Here is a 17,692-nt window from a genome sequence, read left to right as displayed (position 1 = left end):
GCGGACCTGACGCAGAAGAGCAGAAGCTCATGTTCCGGGCGCATGCCGGCAGGCCTCCTCTCGCCCGGCCAGGGGAATCGGGACTGGGGTTTCACCGGGCAGGTGCCTCTCAAGCGCGGGGCCGAGCTTGCGGTCCCAGAGCCGCGGAATCACGTGCCGGGGGTTGAGGCAGGCGGCAAGGCACAGGCAGGCCGCAAGCGCTGCCCAGCGGCCGCAGGCGTAGTGCAGGGCCGCGCGCTGGTAGAGGCGCTCGCCCGCCTCCCGGCGGCCCCCGTGCACACGGTCGGGCCAGGGCCTGCGCCTCTCGGATTGGAGAAACGCCTCGAGCGAGGGCTCTTCCCTTCCCTTCCCCCTCGCCCCGGCGCAGGCCATGACCCAGCGGTGCTGGAGTTTCTGCTCGGCGTTTCGCGACATCGTGAGCGACTCTGCGTGCAGCCGGTACAGCACGAGCGGCTCCGGCATCTTCAGCAGCAGGTGCCCCCTCTCGGCCATCCGGAGCCACAGGTCGATGTCCTCGGCCTGGATGAACCGCTCGCGGTAGCCGCCGATGGCAAGAACGGTTTCCCGGTGCATGAGCGTCGAGGAGTGGACGAAAAACACGGGCTCTCCCCGGGCCGCCATCGCCTCGAACTCGGCCCTCGTGAAAGGCCCTTCGCCGTTCACGAGGCCGAGCACGCGGCCCCTCGCGTCGATGAAGTGCCCCAGGGTGCCCGCGATGCGCACGTCGGGGTGCCGCCGGACGAAGGCCAGCTGCCTCTCCAGCTTGTCGGGCACAAACAGGTCGTCCGCGTCGAGGCGGGCGACCCATTCGCCCCGGGCCTCCTCGAGGCCCCGGTTCCCCGCGGCGGCCACGCCCCGGTTCGGCTGCGCAAGGACGCGGACGCGCGCGTCCTCGCGGGCGAAGCGCTCGGCGACGGCGCGGCTGCCGTCCGTCGAGCCGTCGTCGACGATCAGCAGCTCCAGGTCCCGGTGCGTCTGCGCCAGGGCGCTCTCGACGGCCTGCGACAGGTATCGCTCCCCGTTATGGACGGGTATGACGACGGAAACTTTCATAGGGAATCACCTTGCCCTTCCCCTCGGGGATGAGCTGGCCGCCGAACAGCGCGCGGTAGGTCTCGCACGACCGCATGAGCTCCGCGTGCGTCCCGGCGGCAACGAGGCGGTTTTCATTCAGCACGAGGATGCGGTCGCAGCCGATGAGCGTCGAGAGCCGGTGGGCCGCGACGAAAATCGTCTTGCCGCGCGTCTCGCGGGGCAGCGCCTCGATGATGGACTTCTCCGTCGGGGCGTCGAGGGCCGCCGTGGGTTCGTCGAGAACGAGGATGTCCGGGTTCTTCACGAGGGCCCTTGCAATGGCCAGGCGCTGCCTCTGCCCCTCGGAGAGGTTCACGCCTTTCTCGCCCAGCTTGGCGCCGTAGCCGTCGGGCAGGCTTTCGATGAAATCGTGGATGCCCGCCACTCGGGCCGCGCGGGCGATCTCCCCGTCCGTCGCCCCGGGGTTTCCGTAGCGGAGGTTCTCGCCGATGGTGCCGGACAGCAGGGCCGGGCTCTGCGCGACGTAGCCGATCCGCTGCCTGAGCGACCGGACGTCGTAGTCCGCGGCGGGCCTGCCGTCGTAGAGTACCTCGCCCCCCGTCGGGGCGTAGAAGCGCAGCAGCAAGCCGAGCAGCGTCGTCTTGCCCGCGCCGCTGGGCCCCACGACGGCGACGCGCTCGCCCGCCCGCACGTGGAAGCTGACGCCCTTCAGGACGGGGTTCGCCGGGTCGTAGGCGAAGGAGACATCGCGGAACTCCACCTCGCCTCGGAGGGACTCGACCCGATGCCCGCCCCCCGTTTCCGGCGCGACGTCGAGCAGTGCCGTGAGCCGCTCGAGCGAGGCCCGGATGCTCTGCATCTGCAGCCCCGTCGAGGCGAGCGACTGCGCGGGTCCGAAGACGCGGCCGAGGTAGGCCTGGAAGGCGAAGAGGGAACCCAGGCTCCAGTGCCCCGTGATGACCCACCAGGCGCCCACGGCGAAGACGCCGAAGTTCACGAGGCTGGGCGTCGACGAGAGGGCGAGGCCGGTCACGGATGCCACGACGGAGCGCTCCGCCGACAGCCGGAACACCCCGCGCAGGCCGGCCATGATCTTCCCGACGGCCCGATCCTCGGCGGCGAAGGCCTTGACGAGAGGGATGGCGTCGAGTGTTTCCTGGAAGCCGCTCATGTACCGGGCGTTCTCCTCGTTGCCCGCGTGGTTCAGGGCGTGCATCCGGTCGGAGAAGCGCCGCAGGGCAAAGAGGTAGACCGGCACGGCGGCCAGGGCCGCCAGCGCGAGCCGCCACTCCAGCCAGAGCAGGAGGGCGAGCCCGCCCACGAAATACAGGATGTTCGTGAGGATGCCCACGAGGCTGCCCGAGAGGAACCAGGTCACGCCGCCGATGTCGCCCGTCATGCGGGCCATGAGGTAACCCGCCTGGTTGCGGTCGAAGAAGGCCTTGGGCAGGCTGAAGGAGTGGTCCAGCACCTGCTTCTGGATGTCCAGGGTGATCTCCTGGCTGTAGCGAAGGAAGAACCAGCTCTGGAAAAGGCCCGCGGCGCGCGTGAACAGCGCCAGGGTTGCCATGACGAGCAGCACCCAGGGCAGGAGCGCCAGCTGCCTGCCCAGGATGACGTCGTCGATGACGAAGCGCGAGACGAGCGGCATGGGGAAGGCCATCGCGGCGTTGAGGAGGATGAAGCCTGCGCCCAGGGACGCCTTCTTCCAGTGCCGGCGGAAGAAGGGGAGGTGCCGGCGCAGGTTCTCGACGATGCCCGCAGAGGTCTTCCCCTCGGCGAGCCGGTCCTCCGGCGCCTTTCGCGCAAGCCCGCTTCTAAGATATTCAATCCAGGTTTTCATGGCTAGACGGAAAAAGGGGACTGTCCCTTTGATTTAGTTCGGTGCCAGAATCATGCCGCCAAAAAGGGGGACTGTCCCCATTTTCTTCACGGCAGGGCCCGCTCATCGACAAAGATACGAAAAGGCCGGCGGATGGTCCACGCGCCGGCGCCAGCGGGGCGCCGCCCGATGACGCGCCTCCCAAGGAACAGCTGCATCTCCCGGGTTCCCTCCCGCTCGAAGGTGACGACCCGCGGCCTCAGGGCGGCGGGAAGCATGGCCCGAAAGAGCCCGCTGCGGGCCAGCCCCCGGTAGCAGGGACTCAGCACGTGGGATGCGATGTGATCCGCCTTCCTGACCATACGAATACAGGAGGCGATGAGGTGCCCCGCCCGGCCGCCCACGACGGGGAGCACCCTGCCGCCGCGCTCGATGGCCACGGCGCGGCCGACGAGTTCCTCCTGCCTCACGTCCCAAGGGTCCGCATGCGGATTCGCGTCTCCCCGTGTCCGGACCCCGTGACGATCGATGGACACGACGCGGTGGACGACCCGCTCCTCCCCCCCCGGCGGCGTGAAGATGATGACATCGCCCCTCCGCAGCTCTTCGACCCGGCAGAGGACGAAGACAATGCGGTCTCCCGGCCGAAACAGGGGGCGCATGCTGTCGCCGCGGCAGAAGACAGCATTCCTGTTCTTTTCGTCTGCTCCGGTCATGCCGATTTCTGTTCCCCGGTCTCGCACCGAAAAAGGGGACTGTCCCCATTTTCCAATTCCAATACCTCTTCGATCTTCTCCCAGAAACGCCCCGTGAGACTCAGGCGCAGGATGTAGGCCGGCACCGACCCGGCCATGGCGGCGGCGTTGGCGAAGACATTGCCGGCCAGGAGCGTTTTCTCCATCGATCGCTCCCTCACTCTGACGGACTGGAAGATCGTCATGGCCGCATCGGTCAAGAGCACCGTCGCCATGGCCTTCTGCGCCGGGAGGATCTCGTCCTCGGCGGCCTGGGTGAGAAAGAAGACCGCCGAGAGGCCAAGGCCCCGCCGGATGTCCCACGTCCGTTCTCCCGCAGCCTGTCCGACGGCGCTCCACGTGGGAAGGGGATGGACTGCAAACCCTCCCCCGGGCAACCGCACGGCGAGGGCCAGATCGTCGCCGAGGACGTCCCACCGCGGCGGCAGCCTGCGGCAGGCCGTCGACTTGCCCACGCCGCTGCGGCCGACGAGCAGAACCCCCCGGCCGCCCTGCCCTACCAGGGCGCCGTGGAGCGGCAGACCGCCCCGGCGCACGGTCTGATCGTAGACGGGAAAGAGGGCGCACCGCATCTGCTCCTTCACCTGGGAAAAATCCTGCGTCTCGTGAAGCCCGCAGAGGATCTCACGCAGGGAGGGATGCCGCCAGACTTCCAGAAGCGGAGAGGTGCGGAGATGCCAGCCCTCCCCCCCGCGCCCGTGCGGGGCGCTGCGGCATACGTCTTCCGGGCCCGACGGGGGCGGAACCCTCTCCAGGCGGATCGTGTCCTCCGGCAGGCGCCGCAGGGGCTCGAGACCGAGCAGGCGGGCAAACGTGTCGGCCCACGCCCCGGTGTCGCCGCCGGGCTCAATCCCCCAGGTCTGGCCGTCAGAGAGTTGAAACCCGTACATCCGTCGCATCAGGCCCCCGCGCAGCAGTTCTGCGTGCCGCACGAGTAGTAGACGTAGGTCCCATAGAGACTGCAGGTGCTTCCCCCGGCAAAATTACCGTAGTTCGTGCACGGGCCGCCCGTGTATGACCCATCGTTGCAGTTCGTCTGCGCCTGGCTTCCCGGTTTGCACTCGCATTCCGTCCACACGTACCCTCCCGTCTGCTGATACAGAGAGCCGGTTTGGCAGCAGGCATCGCATCCGCATGCTCCCACGCCGGTCTGGCACCTCTCGGCATACGTGCCGGACTTGCAGGAGGAGTCTTCGTAGCAGCTCATCCCGGCGCCGGCGTAGCCTCCGGAAAAGCAGGCGCTGAATTTCCCGCAGAGTTCACGGGCCCTCATGTCGACGAGAAGCGGGGGTTCGTAACGAAGTCTTGCTTTCACCGTTCAGCCTCCAGGGAGAGAAACGGCTCGCATCGGATGCACCGAGAGGAGCAGGCGACTTTGTCTGATCCAATCGCATCATCTCGAGACCGGGCAGGCGGGTAAACTGCCGGCCCGCGCCCCGGTGTCGCCGCCGGGCTCAATCCCCCAGGCATGGCCTTCGGCAAGCCGCAGCGCATGGATCAGATTCCACTGACGCAATTTTGTATGGAAGAGCTATATACACTCGAACCTGTCGAACAGACATTGTCACCGGCGAAGTCGCCGTACGAGCAAACGGATCCCGTATAACCTCCTCCTTGGCAATTCAGGAGTGCCTGGCTGCCGGGAATGCACTGGCAACCGGATACCCAGGGAAACCCGGCTGTTGTCGTGTAACCGGATCCGGTTTGACAGCAGGAATCACACCCGCAGGCATTTAAGCCCGAATCGCAGCGTTCCGCATAAGTCCCCGTGTTGCACCGGATGTATTCCGTGCAGCTGGGCCCCAAGGCACGGTTCGCCCCCACGGCGCAAGTGATGAACTCGCCGCACATGTCGCGCCCTTTCATGTCGACGAGAAGCGGCGCTTCGTAGCGTAACTTCGTCTTCATGCGCGCCCTGTCCTGACCGAACGAATCGGATTCCAGGGATGATCGACTGCGCATCCCTGCGCGCCGAGCGATGTCGGGGCTTCTCCCTCCTGCCCGGAGGCCTGTCGCGTGGCATGCCGTGGTGCAACGCTGTTCCGTGCCGTTGGGGGAGCAAGACGCATACCGGGGAAGAGGTCCAGTGCCCTCGCCTCCTCGCAGTACCAGTGCGGCGCCCAGAGATTCCTGCTCCGGTAATAATTCTGGGCGACGCAGCTCCCGAGGCAGACGCCTTTCATGAGGCACTCCGAGCAGATGCCCTCAAGTCGCCGCGGCAGGCCCTCGCGGATCTCGTTGAGCACGGGGGTTTCTCTCCACACATCGGCCAGGGCATCCTTTGCGGCGTGGCCGAAGACGAGCTCCGGCACCGTCTCGCCGATCCCGCAGAGCGCATACGAGCCGTTTCCCAGCACGCCCAGGATGCCGTGGATGCCGCAGACCCCGCAGCCGGACCCCTCACGGCCGTAGATCTTCCCCAGGGGCCGGAACGCAACGGGGTGGGAATAGAAAAGGCGGAGCTTCGTGCCCGCAGAGAGTTCGTCTTCAACCCAGGACCCGATCCTGACGATCTCATGGATCGGCAGAGTCTCCCCCGCCTCGTGCATCTTCACGCCGCGGGCCGTGGGCTGGACGATGTTGAATTTCACCGACGATGCGCCGACGGACTCGGCCAGGCGGACGACCGCCTCGATCTGGCCTGCGTTTCTCCGCATCAGCGTCATAATGACCTGCGGCCGGGCGCCGGCCGTGACGAGGTTCCGAATCCCCTGAAGGGCGGCGTCGAAGCAGCCCTTCACGCCGCGGACCCACTCGTGGGTCTCGGCGTCGGCCCCGTCGAGACTCACGGACACGTGGAACATCCCCGAACGGACGAGTTCCCGTGCCAGTTCCGGCGTGCACAGGACGCCGTTGGTCTCCATGTTGAAGCGGAGTCTCTCGTCGCGGAGGATTGCGAGGATTTCCCCGATGCGCGGGTGCATGAGAGGCTCGCCGCCGGTGAGCTTCACGGACGTGAGTCCCAGGGGCTTTGCCTGGTCGATGATATGCCGGAACAGCTCCGGCTCCACGGCGGGGTATTGCCGCGTCGCAGACTGATGCGGCGGCTCGATCCAGCAGTGGCGGCACCGGAGGTTGCACCCCTCGGTCAGGTAAAAGTAAAGCGTGTTGAGAGACGGGACAGGGCGGGCTGCCGTGACCACCCCGCCACGGCCTGCGGGGACAGGCGCCGTCTGATGTTGACTCACGTCCATCATCCTCCCTGGCCGGAACCGGCGAAAACCGCAGCCCGTGTGTCCAGCCTGACCAGATAATAGTTTCTTTCCTTGCACGTGCCGCGGCAGCAGGACTTCGCCCCCGGCGGGAAGGGGAAGGCCGGCAAAGCCTCTTCGGCATACGGGTTGTAGCCCCGCACCCACCGAGGATTGGCCGTCCAGGCGAACGCTGCAGATCCGGCTCTGCCGGCTGCCGTCCCTGCGAATCGGTCGAGATCGCGGGGGTGCGCCGCAACGACCATCGCCCTGCCGAAGAAGAGCGGGCCCGCGTGCTCCAGGCTTCCCGGGTCCCCGAACACGATGACGTCTCCCGGGGACGTGTGCCTCTCGAGAAACGAGATCCGCCCGGCGTTGTACTCCTTGTACTTGAAGATTCCGTTCCTCGATTCCTGAATCCCGTTGACAAGAGCGACCCCGCAGAAAAAAGCGAACACGAGGCGCATGCCGACGGCCGACAGGAGGGTCTCCCGCTCCAGTGCGATCAGGACAATGACGAGGGGAACGATCGGCAGCCACACGGTCATCACGATCCATGGTCCCGGATGCAGGACCGCGGCGCCGATCGCGAGACACAGCACGACGGTCCCCGTCACGATTCCCTCCAGGGCAGCCTCGCCCCGTTTCAGCCGCCCGAGCCTCCCGGGCAAGCCGAAAAAGACGAAGAGAACCGCGGGGAACAGCGCCATGAGAGGGGCGACGCTGATGCGGGCAGCCGTGACGACAACCGCGCCGAGCACCGCCAGCACGGACAGTACCGACATGACCGCCCTGAGAACAGGGCGGATCCCTTCCCTGCGGGAGAGTACGAACAGGGCGCAGGCGGCACCGGCGGCACCGGCGAGGGCGGCCGTGCGCACCGGTGAAAGCGCATAAAACGGCAGGACCAGTTCCAGGTAGGGGCCCGGAAACCGGCCGTGCAGCAGCACGTCATGAAGGACCAGCGCGACCAGGCAGAGGACCCCGCCTGCAAAGACCGTCCACAGATCGCCCTGGCGTTTCTGCGCGAACAGGACGACCGCGGTGCAGAGATAGAAGGAAAAGACGACGGCCAGGCACTCGATCCTGACGAGCGCCGACGCTCCCACCAGTACCGAAGCGAGGAACAGTTTCACCCAGGAGGGATTGCCCCCGAAATGGTCCATGAGGATCCAGAGCGCCGAGACGATCAGCAGCAGCGAGAGGGACATCCCCGAGAGCTGAAAGGCCTGCAGGAGCACGGGGGATCCGAACAGGAATCCGGCCAGGAGAAGCCAGTAGAGACTCTCCCTTTTCATAAGCCTGTCGAGAATCAGGCCCAGGACCAGAGCCGAGAGAAACACGAAGAGGATCGCAGCGAAATCCCCGGCTCTTTCACCGAAAACCGGGTAAAACAGGCTTGCCAGCCAGGGGAAAAGCGGGGGCGGCGTCGCGTAGACTTCTCCGCCCCGAGCCTCGTAAAAGCCCCCCTGTCCCGCCAGGTCCCTCGCCTCGAACCCGAGCCTGAACCCCGGCCAGGCGATCTCGCGGGAACCGTTCAGGGCGAAGTTCTGGATTTGCACGTATTGAACGCCTTCCTCGTTGGATGCAAGTCCCGGGGGCGCGAGAGCATAGAGCGCGCCCGCGAGCACCGCCAGGACGAGGGCGAGAATAAGCCTCTCACCGGGGGTTTTCTTCATTTGTCCCGTTTCCATTTCAGCACAACAGGGCCCGATCCGGCAGCCTCCCGCCCTCGGCGAGGAATTTCCGCAGGCAGGCGTCGGGACTCGGATGGTTGACCTCGCCGACCAGCGTGTAGGAGAGGCCCGGGCAGCTGCCCGTGCAATAATTCAAGTAGGGACAGCCCTCGCAGAAGGAAAAACGGGAAAGCGGGATCTCCTGTCTGCGTCTCAGGGCATTGAGCGCCTCGTGGTCCCTCCAGACCGTGACAAGATCGTCACGGTTGATCCGCCCCAGCTCGATGTGGGAGAGCATCGTGCAGGGTGTGATGACGCCGTCGGCCCTCACGGCGAGGCCCGACCGGTAGCAGCCGCATCCGGTCAGGAAGCCGCGGTTAGGCATCGACTCCTTCCCCTCGAAACGGGCTTCCTCCATCTCGAGCCAGCCCCTGGCCTCGGCCAGCGGCCCCGCCATGGCGTTGATCCGCCCGTTGTATTTCCTTGTCAGGCGAAGGAGCGTCTCCATGGCGAGTACGCGCTCCTCCGTCGTGAGCTGGACCATCTCGGCGTTTTTCCGGCACAGGCCCATCGCGCCCGCTGCATTGGTCCCGAACGAGCCGAGGCCGATATCTTCGAGGAGAAGCTTCGCAATGGCCTCGAGGTCGCGGACGTTCCTGCGGTGAATGGTCACGCGCACCGCAGTGCACACTCCGCGGCGCCGAAGGGTCAGGAGGCCCTGCATGGCCTTCGCGAAACTCCCCCTGCCCCGCATGGCGTCGTGGCTCTCCGGCATGGAGCCGTCAATGGAGACCTGGACGTAGTTGCAGCGCTTCGTCGAGACGAGGAAGTCCGCCATGTCGTCGTCGATCAGCGTTCCGTTGCTCAGGATCTGGAATCGCATCCGGTTACGGACGATCCCCCCGATGATCTCCTTCAAGTCCTCCCGGATGAAGGGCTCGCCCCCGGCCAACGTCACCTCCGTGACCGCGCAGCGGCCCAGCTCCTCGAAGAACCGGAGCCATTCCGATGCCGGGAGGTCGCCGCCTGCGTCGCCTGCACTCTCGTAGTGGTAGCAGTAGCGGCACCGCAGGTTGCAGCGGTTCGTGATGTCGATGTCGATCTTTTTCGGGGTGCGCATCAGGCGCATAAGGACACCCCGGGCTCCTGGAGCAATGGAATGATGGAATATCCGCTTCTCACGGTTGAACCTCATAGCCGACAAGACCCTGCTGCTCCAGGGCCGCAATGAACTGCCGGGTATGTTCTGCGGCCTCGTCGGGGACGTCGTCGGCCTCCTCGCGGAGCCTGCCGACGATGGCGTCGGCGTCGTGCTTCCCGTCGAGGAGCTTCCAGATGAAGACGCCCGTGGGGTTCAGGCCGAAGGCGTTGCCTGTGTCGGGGTCGAAGAGGATCGCCCAGTCGTCGAACTCCTCTCGCAGGACGACCAGGGGGTTGGCGATGGGATTCTTGGCATCCACGGCCTTTTCCTTTCTATGGGGGCGACATCCGAAAATTGACGCTTTGCCGCGCCGGGTATGGCCCGCGCCCAGAAAAAAACCTTGTCTTTCAGGCTCGTGCGCCTGAGGTGCCGGATATTTTTGCAAGAAGCATACCGCGCGGAATCATCAGGCAATTTCGTGCTTTAGGGTTGAACTTCCTTCGGAAAAAGGGTATGTCAGTAGCGTTCATCGCAGCAGGGTTCAAGGGGGAGATGCGATGGAGAAGTTCGACGTCATCATCGTGGGTGCGGGGCTGGCCGGGCTGGCGGCGGCGTGGACGCTGGCCGGCGAGGGCGTCGAGGCCGTCGTCCTCGAGCGCGGCGACTACCCCGGCGCCAAGAACGTCTCCGGCGGCCGCCTCTACCTGAACCCCGTCCGCGACCTCTTCCCCGGCCTCTGGGATGGGGCCCCCCTCGAGCGGGCCATCGTCCGCGAGGGGGCCACGCTCATGGCCCGCAACCGCTCCTTCACCTTCCACTACACCGGCAGCGAGCTGCGGGCCGACAGGCCCCAGAGCTACAGTGTCCTCCGCTCGAAATTCGACCGCTGGTTTGCCGAGCGCGTCGAGGAGAGGGGCGGGATGATCCTCGCCAAGACCCTCGTGACGGACCTCGTCAGGGAGAACGGCAGGGTCTGCGGCGTCGTCGCCGGGGGCGACGAGCTCCGCGCCGACGCGATCATCGCCTGCGACGGGGTGCTCTCCCTCATCCCGGAGAAGGCCGGCCTGCGGCCGCCCGGGCGGCCGCACGACTACGCCGTGGGCATCAAGGAGGTGATCCGGCTCGACCCCGCCGTCATCAACGACCGCTTCGGCGTGGGCGACGGCGAGGGGGCGGCGCACCTGTACGCCGGCGACATCACGAAGGGCCTCTTCGGCGGCGGCTTCCTGTACACCAACGCCGACAGCGTGAGCCTGGGCCTGGTCGTCTCCATCGAGGACCTTGCAAAGGAGGAAGCCGCGGGCGACGCGCCATCGCTTTTCGAGGCCTTCAAGGCGAGGCCGGAGATCGCTCCCCTCGTGCGCGGGGGGCAGACCGTGGAGTACGGCGCGCACGTGATCCCGGAGGGCGGCTACCGGTCGCTTGCCCGCCTCGTCGGCGACGGCATCCTCGCGGCGGGGGACTCGGCGGGCTTCGCCCTGAACCTCGGGTTCACCGTGCGCGGCATGGAATACGCCCTGGCCTCGGGGCACTATGCGGCCAAGGCCGTCATCGAGGCGAGAAAAGCGGGGCGATATGACGCAGCGGCGCTTGCCTCGTACCAGGCGTCCCTGGAGGACAGCTTCGTCTTGCACGATTTCAAGACCTTCAAGGACGCGCAGCGGGTGCTTGCGAACCCGCACCTCTTCGGCCACTACCCGGAGCTGATCGGCAACCTGATGCGCGATCTCTACGCCGTCCCCGCGGGGCCCAAGTCACCCGTCTTCACGACGCTGCGCAAGCACCTGCCGCTCAGCGAGCTGTGGACCATCCTCCTCGACGCGAAGGAGGTCACGAAGATATGAGCGACCTCAAAGCCAAGCTGGGCCTCAACGTCTTCAAGCCGCTGCCCTCGCCCCACATCCGGATCCGGCCGGGCATGGAGCGCGACCCGCGGCTCAAGGCGGCCGTGAGGGCCTGCCCGGCGGGCCTCTACGCGGAGGGCGCCGACGGGGTCTTCACGCTGAGCATCGACGGCTGCCTCGAGTGCGGCACCTGCCGCATCGCCTGCGGCACGGCGGTGCTCGAGTGGGGCTACCCGGAGGGCGGCGCCGGGGTGCAGTTCCGCTTTGGATAAGGAACAAGTTTAGAATTTTGAGTGTTGAGTTTTGAATGATTGCTTCACTGGCTGAACATCATCATCTTGTCATTCCGGGTCTGGCCCGGAATCCAGTCTTGTCTTGGATTCCTGCCTGCACAGGAATGACGCGACTGCGGTATGTCGTTGCCGGTGTCATGAGATACGCGACGCTTTTCGCCTGACCGGATTCAGGGCGGCACGTCCGGAATCCGCAGGCAATCGTTTTCATCACTCAAAATTGAAAACTCAAAATTGGAGCAGGCTTTGGCCTGCGAGCCAGAAGGAGGGAGAGGACGATGAACTTCAAGCTGACCGAGGAACAGGAACTCATCCGCAAGAACATCCGTGAATTCTGCGTGAAGAACGTGGAGCCCATCGCCGCGGAGATCGACGAGAAGGAAGCCCACCCCGCCGATCTCTTCAAGAAGCTCGCCGAGGGCGGCTGGATGGGCATTCCGATCCCCACGCAGTACGGCGGCTCCGGCGCCGATTACCTCACCCACGCCATCGTCGTGGAGGAGCTCTCGCGCTCGTGCTCCTCGACGGGGTTCACCGTCTCGATCCATGTGGGCATCGCCTGCATGCTGATCAACCTCCTGGGCAGCGAGGAGCAGAAGAAGAAGTACCTCGTGCCGCTGGCAACGGGCCAGCACCTGGGCGCCTTCGTCCTCACCGAGCCCGGGGCGGGCACGGACGTCATGGCGGCCACGACGACGGCGGTCAAGGACGGCGACGCCTACGTCCTCAACGGCACGAAGACCTTCATCTCCAACGGGCCGCTGGCCGACACGTACCTCGTCTTCTGCTGGACCGACAAGGCGGCGGGCCGCAAGGGGATGAGCTCCTTCATCATCCCCAAGGGGACGCCGGGGCTCAAGCCGGGCGAGCACTTCCACAAGATGGGCCTGCGCTCCTCCCAGACCTCGGAGGTCGTCTTCAAGGACTGCCGCGTGCCCGCGGCGAACCTGCTGGGCGCCGAGGGCGCCGGCATGGCCAACGCCGGGGTCGCCTTCGACCACGGCCGCGTGGGCATCGCCGCCCAGGGGGTGGGCATCCTCCAGGCCGCCCTCGACGAGTCCATCCAGTACGCCAAGCAGCGCGTCCAGATGGGAAGCCCCATCGCGCGCCACCAGGCCATCGCGTGGATGATCGCCGACATGGCCACGGACCTGCAGGCCGCGCGCTTCCTGACCTACTATGCCGCCTGGCTCAAGGACAACAAGCTGCCCTTCACCAAGGAGGCCTCGATGGCGAAGCTCTTCGCCGCCGAGAAGGCCATGCACCACACGACCAAGGCCGTCCAGATCCACGGCGGCTACGGCTACATCAAGGGCGCCAAGGTGGAGCGGCTGATGCGCGACGCCAAGATCCTCGAGATCTACGAGGGCACCTCGGAGGCCCAGCGGATGGTGATCTCGGGCAACGTGTTGAGATAGGACAGGCTCGAGGCATTGGGCGTTGGGCGTCAGGGTCAAAGGAAGCGTTCACTTCCAAACACCGGGTGCCTGATGCCTGGTGCCTGATGCCTGCACGGCACTTGAGGAGTGTTGTCATGCCGACCATCGTGGCCTGCTTCAAATGGGTCATCGACGAGGCCTACATCCGCCGCGGCCCCGGCGGTGCGCTGGATTTCTCGTCGGTGGACTACAAGATCGGGGAGTACGACCGCAACGCCATCGAGGAGGCCGTCCGCCTGCGCGATGCGGGAGGCGGCGGCAGCGTGATCGGCGTGACCGTCGGTGTGCCCGAATCCGCAAAGGGCGTCAAGGACGGGCTTTCCCGCGGGATGGACCAGGCCTTCTTCGTCTCCGACCCGTCCTTCCGGGACCTGGAGCCCTCGCAGACGGCGGCGATCCTCGCCGAGGTCATCCGCACGCGCATCCCGCAGTACGACCTGATTACCTGCGGCGAGGGCTCGAGCGACCTCTACGCCCAGCAGGTGGGGCCGAGGCTGGCCGAGCTTCTCGGCATCCCCTGCGTCTGCTTCGTCCAGAAGCTCTCTCTCGAAGGCGGCGTGCTCCGTGCCGAGAGGCGCGTCGAGGACGGCATCGAGGTTGTCGAGGCGCCGCTGCCGGCGCTCGTCACGGTGCTGCCCGACATCAACACGCCCCGGATCCCGGGCGTCAAGGACACGCTGATGGCCGGCAAGAAGCCGGTGACCGCCGTCAGGAGAGAGGAGCTGACCGGCCGCTTCGAGGGGGCGCTGAAGACCGAGGCGATGACGGCGTCGAGCATGGAACGCACGGGCGAGAAGCTGGCGGCCGATGCGGCCGGGATCGCCCGTTTCGTCGACTCGCTGCGCAAGAGCGGCTTGATCAAGTGAGGGAGGGGATATGCCGGGTGTCTGGGTCGTAGCGGAGACAAGGGAACAGGCCCACGAGCTGCTGGGTGCCGCCCGGTCATTGGCCCCCGACTTGGGGGCGGCGGTGACGGCCGTCGTCCCGAGGGGGTCGGCGACGCCCGGGGAATGTATCGCCCGCGGGGCCGACGAGGTCCTCGTGCTGGCCGACCTCGCCCCCGGGGAGCCCTTTGGGGCCCACCTGCCCGTCATCGAGCAGGAGGCCCGGGGAGGATCACCCGACCTGGTTCTCTTCAGCGCCACGGCGCGGGGAAAGGAGACGGCGGCCCGCCTGGCCGCGCGGCTCGGTGCGGGGCTCTGCAGCGCCTGCACGTCACTGGCCTTCGACAGGGGGTCGGGATCGCTCGTCATGGAGCGCCTCGCCTACGGGGGCGCCGCGATCCAGAAACTCGCCGCCCCGGCCAAGCCCGTCATCGTCACGGTCCCCCCGCGCAGTGTCGAGCCCGCCGCGCCCCAGGAGGGGAGGCAGGGCAGGACGCGGGAGCTGCCCGCCCCGCCCCCGTCGGCAGTCAAGATCGTGGAGCGCAAGCCGAAGGAGAAGGTGGCGAAGGACATCACCGAGGCCCGGGTCATCGTCTGCGCCGGCCGCGGGTTCGACAAGAGGGAAGACCTCGCGCTCGCCCGGGAGCTGGCCGACGCGCTGGGCGGCGAGCTCGGCGCAACGCGCCCCGTCACGGAGGAGCTGCACTGGCTCCCCGAGGATCTCTGCATCGGGCTCTCGGGCGTGCAGGTCAAGCCGGAGCTCTACGTCGGGCTCGGCGTCTCGGGCCAGGTGCAGCACATGACGGGCGTGCGCGGCGCAAAGGTCGTCTGCGCCGTCAACAAGGACGAGAACGCGCCCATCTTCGCGCTTTCCGACTTCGGGATCGTGGGCGATCTCTACGACGTGGTGCCGAAGATTCTCGAGGCGCTCAGGAAGTAGTCTTCCGCCACGCAACGCAAGGCCCCCTGCCCGTCCGGCAGGGGGCTTTTTTGCGGGCGGGCGAACTTTTTCATTGTCATCGGCGGCGCGATCGAGTATGCATGCCCGCACAGAAAACCCGCCCGGGGAGGATCAGGGTCTTCCATGAACGACGTGAAGGAGATTCTGCAGGTCATCTGCCGCAACGAGGAGGTCGCCCGCAAGTTCTTCGAGATCGAGACGAGCATCCTCACGATCCACAACTTCCGCGATCTCTTCGAGAAACTCCTCACCGAGATCCGCGACAAGTTCAGCGTCCCCCGCGTCTGGATCGCCATGACGGAGGACAACGACGTGTGGCGGCTCCTGGACCGCATGACCCCGGGAGGCACCTTCGAGGAGAGGCTCAAGGTGGTCGACGCGGGGACCTTCAGGGAAATCGTCGGGGACGGCGCCGCGCCCATCCTGGCCAACGAGAGCCTGGGGCGCTTTGCGCCCCTGATGCCGGAGGGGACCCGCCTCCCGCCGGGATCGCTGGCCGTCGTGCCCCTCACCTACGAGGGCAGGGCCATCGGGAGCCTCAACCTGGGGGACGAATCGCCCGAGCGCTACGCCCCGGGGATGGAGACGAGCCTGCTCAGGCAGCTCGCCGTGAAGGTCTCCATCTGCCTGGCCAACGTGATGGCCCACGAGAAGCTCGCCATGCTGGCCTTCCGGGACCCCCTGACGGACCTGCTGAACCGGCGGGTGATGGAGCAGGTCCTGCGCCGGGAGTTCGACCGGGCGCGGCGCTACGGGACGGACCTCGCCGTCGTGTTCCTCGACATCGACCGGTTCAAGGACATCAACGACCGCTACGGCCACGACACGGGCGACGAGGTGCTCAAGTGGGTGGGCGGCCGTCTCGTCGCCATGAGCCGCCAGAGCGACGTGGTCGCCCGGTTCGCCGGGGACGAGTTCGTTGTCATCCTGCCGAACACGGGCGCCGACCGGGCGTACCGCTTCGTCGACCGCCTGCAGACCTTCTTCCTCTCCACGCACCTGGCCCACGGGGGGCACGTGATCCCCGTCTCGGTGAGCTGCGGCATCGCCACCACGGCCGACGCCGGGCTGGCCGACGCCGCCGCCCTGCTGAAGAAGGCCGACGAGCGCCTGTACCGGAGCAAGAACGCCAAGAAGGCGTAAAAAAAACCCCCTGGCGGTCGAGCACCCGCCGGGGGTTCCCTTCCCCGGGCAGCCGGCCTCACCCGCCCGCCCGCAGCCTTTTCTCCCGCTCGCGCAGAAGCAGCTCCTGCCACACCTCGTCGACGCGCTCTTCGAGCTCCCGCATCGTGCCGTCGTTTCGGATCACCACGTCGGCCCGTTCGAGCTTTTCGTCGATGGGCATCTGGGCCGCAAGCCTCGCCAAAGCCTCGTCCCGGGTCAGGCGGTTTCGCTTCATGACCCGGGCGATCTGCACCTCCGGGGGGGCGTAGACCAGCAGGATGAGGTCGAAGAGCCCCTGCATCCCCACCTCGAGAAGCAGCGGGATGTCGGACAGGACGATCGCCTGCCCGTCTTCCCGCCCGATCCGCTCGCGCTCGCGTGCCGCCTCCTCGAGAACGGCCGGGTGCACGATGCTCTCGAGGAGCCTCCGGCGATCCTCGCTTTCGAAGACGAGGCTTCCGAGCTTCTTGCGGTCGATCCGCCCGCCTGCGTCGAGGATCCCGCGGCCGAAGGCCTCGACAATCCGCTGCCACACGGGCCGGCCCGGCTCCTGCAGGGCATGGACGAGGGCGTCGTGATCGATGACCCGCGCGCCCCTTTTCACGAGCATCCGGACCACCGTCGACTTGCCCGTTGCGATCCCCCCTGTCAGCCCCACGTTCAGCATCGGCACGCTTCTACCACAAGGCCCCCGTCCCGGCAACGAAAAAGCCGCAGAGTTTGGCAGGTCTTTTGCAATATGTCTCCGGGAACTGCTGCGTCCGGATACGTGCATGATCGACGTCAAGAATCTCCGCAAAACCTACGGCGACGTCGTCGCCCTCGACGATGTCTCCTTCGAGGCGAAGAAGGGCGACATCGTGGGCTTCATCGGACCCAACGGCGCCGGCAAGACGACGACCCTGCGCATCCTGTCGTGCTTCATCGAGCCCGACAGCGGGACGGCCAGCGTCGGGGGGTTCGACATCCGGAGCCAGCCGGTCGAGGTGCGCCGCGTGCTGGGCTACGTGTCGGAGAAGTGCCCCTTCTACGGGGAGATGACCCCGCGGTGGTTCCTGCAGTTCGTCTGCGACGTCAGGGGCATCAACGGGACCCGCGACAAATCCGAGATCGAGCGCGTGGCCGCCATCAGCTCGCTGCAGGGCGTCATGGACCGCCGGATCGAGACCCTCTCGAAAGGCTACCAGCGCCGCCTGGGGCTGGCCCAGTCCCTGCTGGGGGACCCGCCGGTGCTGCTCCTCGACGAGCCCCTGTCGGGCCTCGACCCGAACCAGAAGCAGGAGATCATCGAGCTGATCCGCTTCATGGCCGCCGACAAGTGCTTCATCCTCTCCACCCACGTCATGGAGGAGCTGGAGACGATCTGCAACCGCGCCATCCTGATCAGCAAGGGGAGGATCGTGGCGGACTCCACGCCGCAGGACTTCAAGGAGAAGGGACAGGGAAAGATCGACGCCTTCTTCCGCAGAGTCACCAACGGGAGCTGA

General features: G+C 66.7%; 17 protein-coding genes. 7 read left to right on the top strand and 10 right to left on the bottom strand.

The annotated features are described in order from the left end of the window. Positions 1-27: 27 nt before the first annotated feature. The 9 genes from HPY67_12410 to scmD all read right to left on the bottom strand — a co-directional run bounded on the left by HPY67_12410 (position 28) and on the right by scmD (position 9,939). Positions 28-1,053 carry a glycosyltransferase family 2 protein gene (locus HPY67_12410; protein NPV05523.1) on the bottom strand — a complete coding sequence of 342 codons (1,026 nt, stop codon included), beginning with the start codon at positions 1,051-1,053 and terminating at the stop codon, positions 28-30. Further along, positions 1,022-2,878 carry an ABC transporter ATP-binding protein gene (locus HPY67_12405; GenBank protein NPV05522.1) on the bottom strand — a complete coding sequence of 619 codons (1,857 nt, stop codon included), beginning with the start codon at positions 2,876-2,878 and terminating at the stop codon, positions 1,022-1,024. The genes HPY67_12410 and HPY67_12405 overlap by 32 nt, the downstream gene beginning before the upstream one ends. Positions 2,879-2,964: 86 nt before the next feature. After that, positions 2,965-3,519, bottom strand: a complete 555-nt coding sequence (locus HPY67_12400) for a signal peptidase I (protein ID NPV05521.1) — start codon at positions 3,517-3,519, stop codon at positions 2,965-2,967. A gap of 50 nt (positions 3,520-3,569) precedes the next feature. Then, on the bottom strand, positions 3,570-4,511 hold the full coding sequence (gene scmC, locus HPY67_12395; protein NPV05520.1) for a SynChlorMet cassette protein ScmC: 942 nt from the start codon (positions 4,509-4,511) through the stop codon (positions 3,570-3,572). After that, a complete protein-coding gene (locus HPY67_12390) occupies positions 4,511-4,927 on the bottom strand; it encodes a hypothetical protein (GenBank protein NPV05519.1) in 417 nt (138 codons plus the stop codon). Before HPY67_12390 ends, scmC begins: the two co-directional genes overlap by 1 nt. A gap of 589 nt (positions 4,928-5,516) precedes the next feature. After that, positions 5,517-6,806 carry a SynChlorMet cassette radical SAM/SPASM protein ScmF gene (gene scmF, locus HPY67_12385; protein NPV05518.1) on the bottom strand — a complete coding sequence of 430 codons (1,290 nt, stop codon included), beginning with the start codon at positions 6,804-6,806 and terminating at the stop codon, positions 5,517-5,519. After that, positions 6,806-8,482 carry a hypothetical protein gene (locus HPY67_12380; protein NPV05517.1) on the bottom strand — a complete coding sequence of 559 codons (1,677 nt, stop codon included), beginning with the start codon at positions 8,480-8,482 and terminating at the stop codon, positions 6,806-6,808. The genes scmF and HPY67_12380 overlap by 1 nt, the downstream gene beginning before the upstream one ends. A 16-nt stretch (positions 8,483-8,498) precedes the next feature. Beyond that, complete coding sequence (scmE, locus tag HPY67_12375) at positions 8,499-9,608, bottom strand: SynChlorMet cassette radical SAM/SPASM protein ScmE (protein ID NPV05516.1); 1,110 nt, start codon at positions 9,606-9,608, stop codon at positions 8,499-8,501. A 49-nt stretch (positions 9,609-9,657) separates the two neighbouring features. Beyond that, a complete protein-coding gene (scmD, locus tag HPY67_12370) occupies positions 9,658-9,939 on the bottom strand; it encodes a SynChlorMet cassette protein ScmD (protein ID NPV05515.1) in 282 nt (93 codons plus the stop codon). A 238-nt stretch (positions 9,940-10,177) separates the two neighbouring features. On the opposite strand from scmD, the gene HPY67_12365 reads away from it, so the two are divergent. The 6 genes from HPY67_12365 (at position 10,178) to HPY67_12340 (ending at position 16,184) form a co-directional block, all read left to right on the top strand. Then, positions 10,178-11,464, top strand: coding sequence for an FAD-dependent oxidoreductase (locus HPY67_12365; GenBank protein ID NPV05514.1), 1,287 nt, complete (start codon positions 10,178-10,180; stop codon positions 11,462-11,464). Continuing rightward, a complete protein-coding gene (locus HPY67_12360; GenBank protein ID NPV05513.1) occupies positions 11,461-11,736 on the top strand; it encodes a hypothetical protein in 276 nt (91 codons plus the stop codon). The genes HPY67_12365 and HPY67_12360 overlap by 4 nt, the downstream gene beginning before the upstream one ends. A 299-nt stretch (positions 11,737-12,035) precedes the next feature. Then, a complete protein-coding gene (locus HPY67_12355) occupies positions 12,036-13,175 on the top strand; it encodes an acyl-CoA dehydrogenase (protein NPV05512.1) in 1,140 nt (379 codons plus the stop codon). A gap of 116 nt (positions 13,176-13,291) precedes the next feature. After that, positions 13,292-14,062 carry an electron transfer flavoprotein subunit beta/FixA family protein gene (locus tag HPY67_12350; protein NPV05511.1) on the top strand — a complete coding sequence of 257 codons (771 nt, stop codon included), beginning with the start codon at positions 13,292-13,294 and terminating at the stop codon, positions 14,060-14,062. Positions 14,063-14,072: 10 nt separating this feature from the next. After that, on the top strand, positions 14,073-15,020 hold the full coding sequence (locus tag HPY67_12345; protein NPV05510.1) for an electron transfer flavoprotein subunit alpha/FixB family protein: 948 nt from the start codon (positions 14,073-14,075) through the stop codon (positions 15,018-15,020). A gap of 144 nt (positions 15,021-15,164) precedes the next feature. After that, entirely contained in the window at positions 15,165-16,184 is a 1,020-nt protein-coding gene (locus tag HPY67_12340) for a sensor domain-containing diguanylate cyclase (GenBank protein NPV05509.1), read from the top strand. Positions 16,185-16,242: 58 nt separating this feature from the next. On the opposite strand, the gene HPY67_12335 is transcribed toward HPY67_12340, so the two are convergent. Next, the gene (locus HPY67_12335) at positions 16,243-16,872 is read right to left on the bottom strand and encodes a dephospho-CoA kinase (protein ID NPV05508.1); all 630 of its coding nucleotides are present in this window, start codon (positions 16,870-16,872) and stop codon (positions 16,243-16,245) included. A 106-nt stretch (positions 16,873-16,978) separates the two neighbouring features. On the opposite strand from HPY67_12335, the gene HPY67_12330 reads away from it, so the two are divergent. Next, positions 16,979-17,692, top strand: a complete 714-nt coding sequence (locus HPY67_12330) for an ABC transporter ATP-binding protein (protein ID NPV05507.1) — start codon at positions 16,979-16,981, stop codon at positions 17,690-17,692.

The organism is Syntrophaceae bacterium (assembly GCA_013177795.1).
GTDB lineage: Bacteria > Desulfobacterota > Syntrophia > Syntrophales > UBA2192 > UBA2192.
This window is presented reverse-complemented; position numbering and strand designations above follow the sequence as displayed.

Coding starts and splice junctions, on each gene's coding strand:
- HPY67_12410 (NPV05523.1), bottom strand. CDS start 1,053: ATGAAAGTTTCCGTCGTCATACCCGTCCATAACGGGGAGCGATACCTG.
- HPY67_12405 (NPV05522.1), bottom strand. CDS start 2,878: ATGAAAACCTGGATTGAATATCTTAGAAGCGGGCTTGCGCGAAAGGCG.
- HPY67_12400 (NPV05521.1), bottom strand. CDS start 3,519: ATGCGCCCCCTGTTTCGGCCGGGAGACCGCATTGTCTTCGTCCTCTGC.
- scmC (NPV05520.1), bottom strand. CDS start 4,511: ATGCGACGGATGTACGGGTTTCAACTCTCTGACGGCCAGACCTGGGGG.
- scmF (NPV05518.1), bottom strand. CDS start 6,806: ATGGACGTGAGTCAACATCAGACGGCGCCTGTCCCCGCAGGCCGTGGC.
- HPY67_12380 (NPV05517.1), bottom strand. CDS start 8,482: ATGAAGAAAACCCCCGGTGAGAGGCTTATTCTCGCCCTCGTCCTGGCG.
- scmE (NPV05516.1), bottom strand. CDS start 9,608: ATGCGCCTGATGCGCACCCCGAAAAAGATCGACATCGACATCACGAAC.
- HPY67_12365 (NPV05514.1), top strand. CDS start 10,178: ATGGAGAAGTTCGACGTCATCATCGTGGGTGCGGGGCTGGCCGGGCTG.
- HPY67_12360 (NPV05513.1), top strand. CDS start 11,461: ATGAGCGACCTCAAAGCCAAGCTGGGCCTCAACGTCTTCAAGCCGCTG.
- HPY67_12355 (NPV05512.1), top strand. CDS start 12,036: ATGAACTTCAAGCTGACCGAGGAACAGGAACTCATCCGCAAGAACATC.
- HPY67_12350 (NPV05511.1), top strand. CDS start 13,292: ATGCCGACCATCGTGGCCTGCTTCAAATGGGTCATCGACGAGGCCTAC.
- HPY67_12345 (NPV05510.1), top strand. CDS start 14,073: ATGCCGGGTGTCTGGGTCGTAGCGGAGACAAGGGAACAGGCCCACGAG.
- HPY67_12340 (NPV05509.1), top strand. CDS start 15,165: ATGAACGACGTGAAGGAGATTCTGCAGGTCATCTGCCGCAACGAGGAG.
- HPY67_12335 (NPV05508.1), bottom strand. CDS start 16,872: ATGCTGAACGTGGGGCTGACAGGGGGGATCGCAACGGGCAAGTCGACG.
- HPY67_12330 (NPV05507.1), top strand. CDS start 16,979: ATGATCGACGTCAAGAATCTCCGCAAAACCTACGGCGACGTCGTCGCC.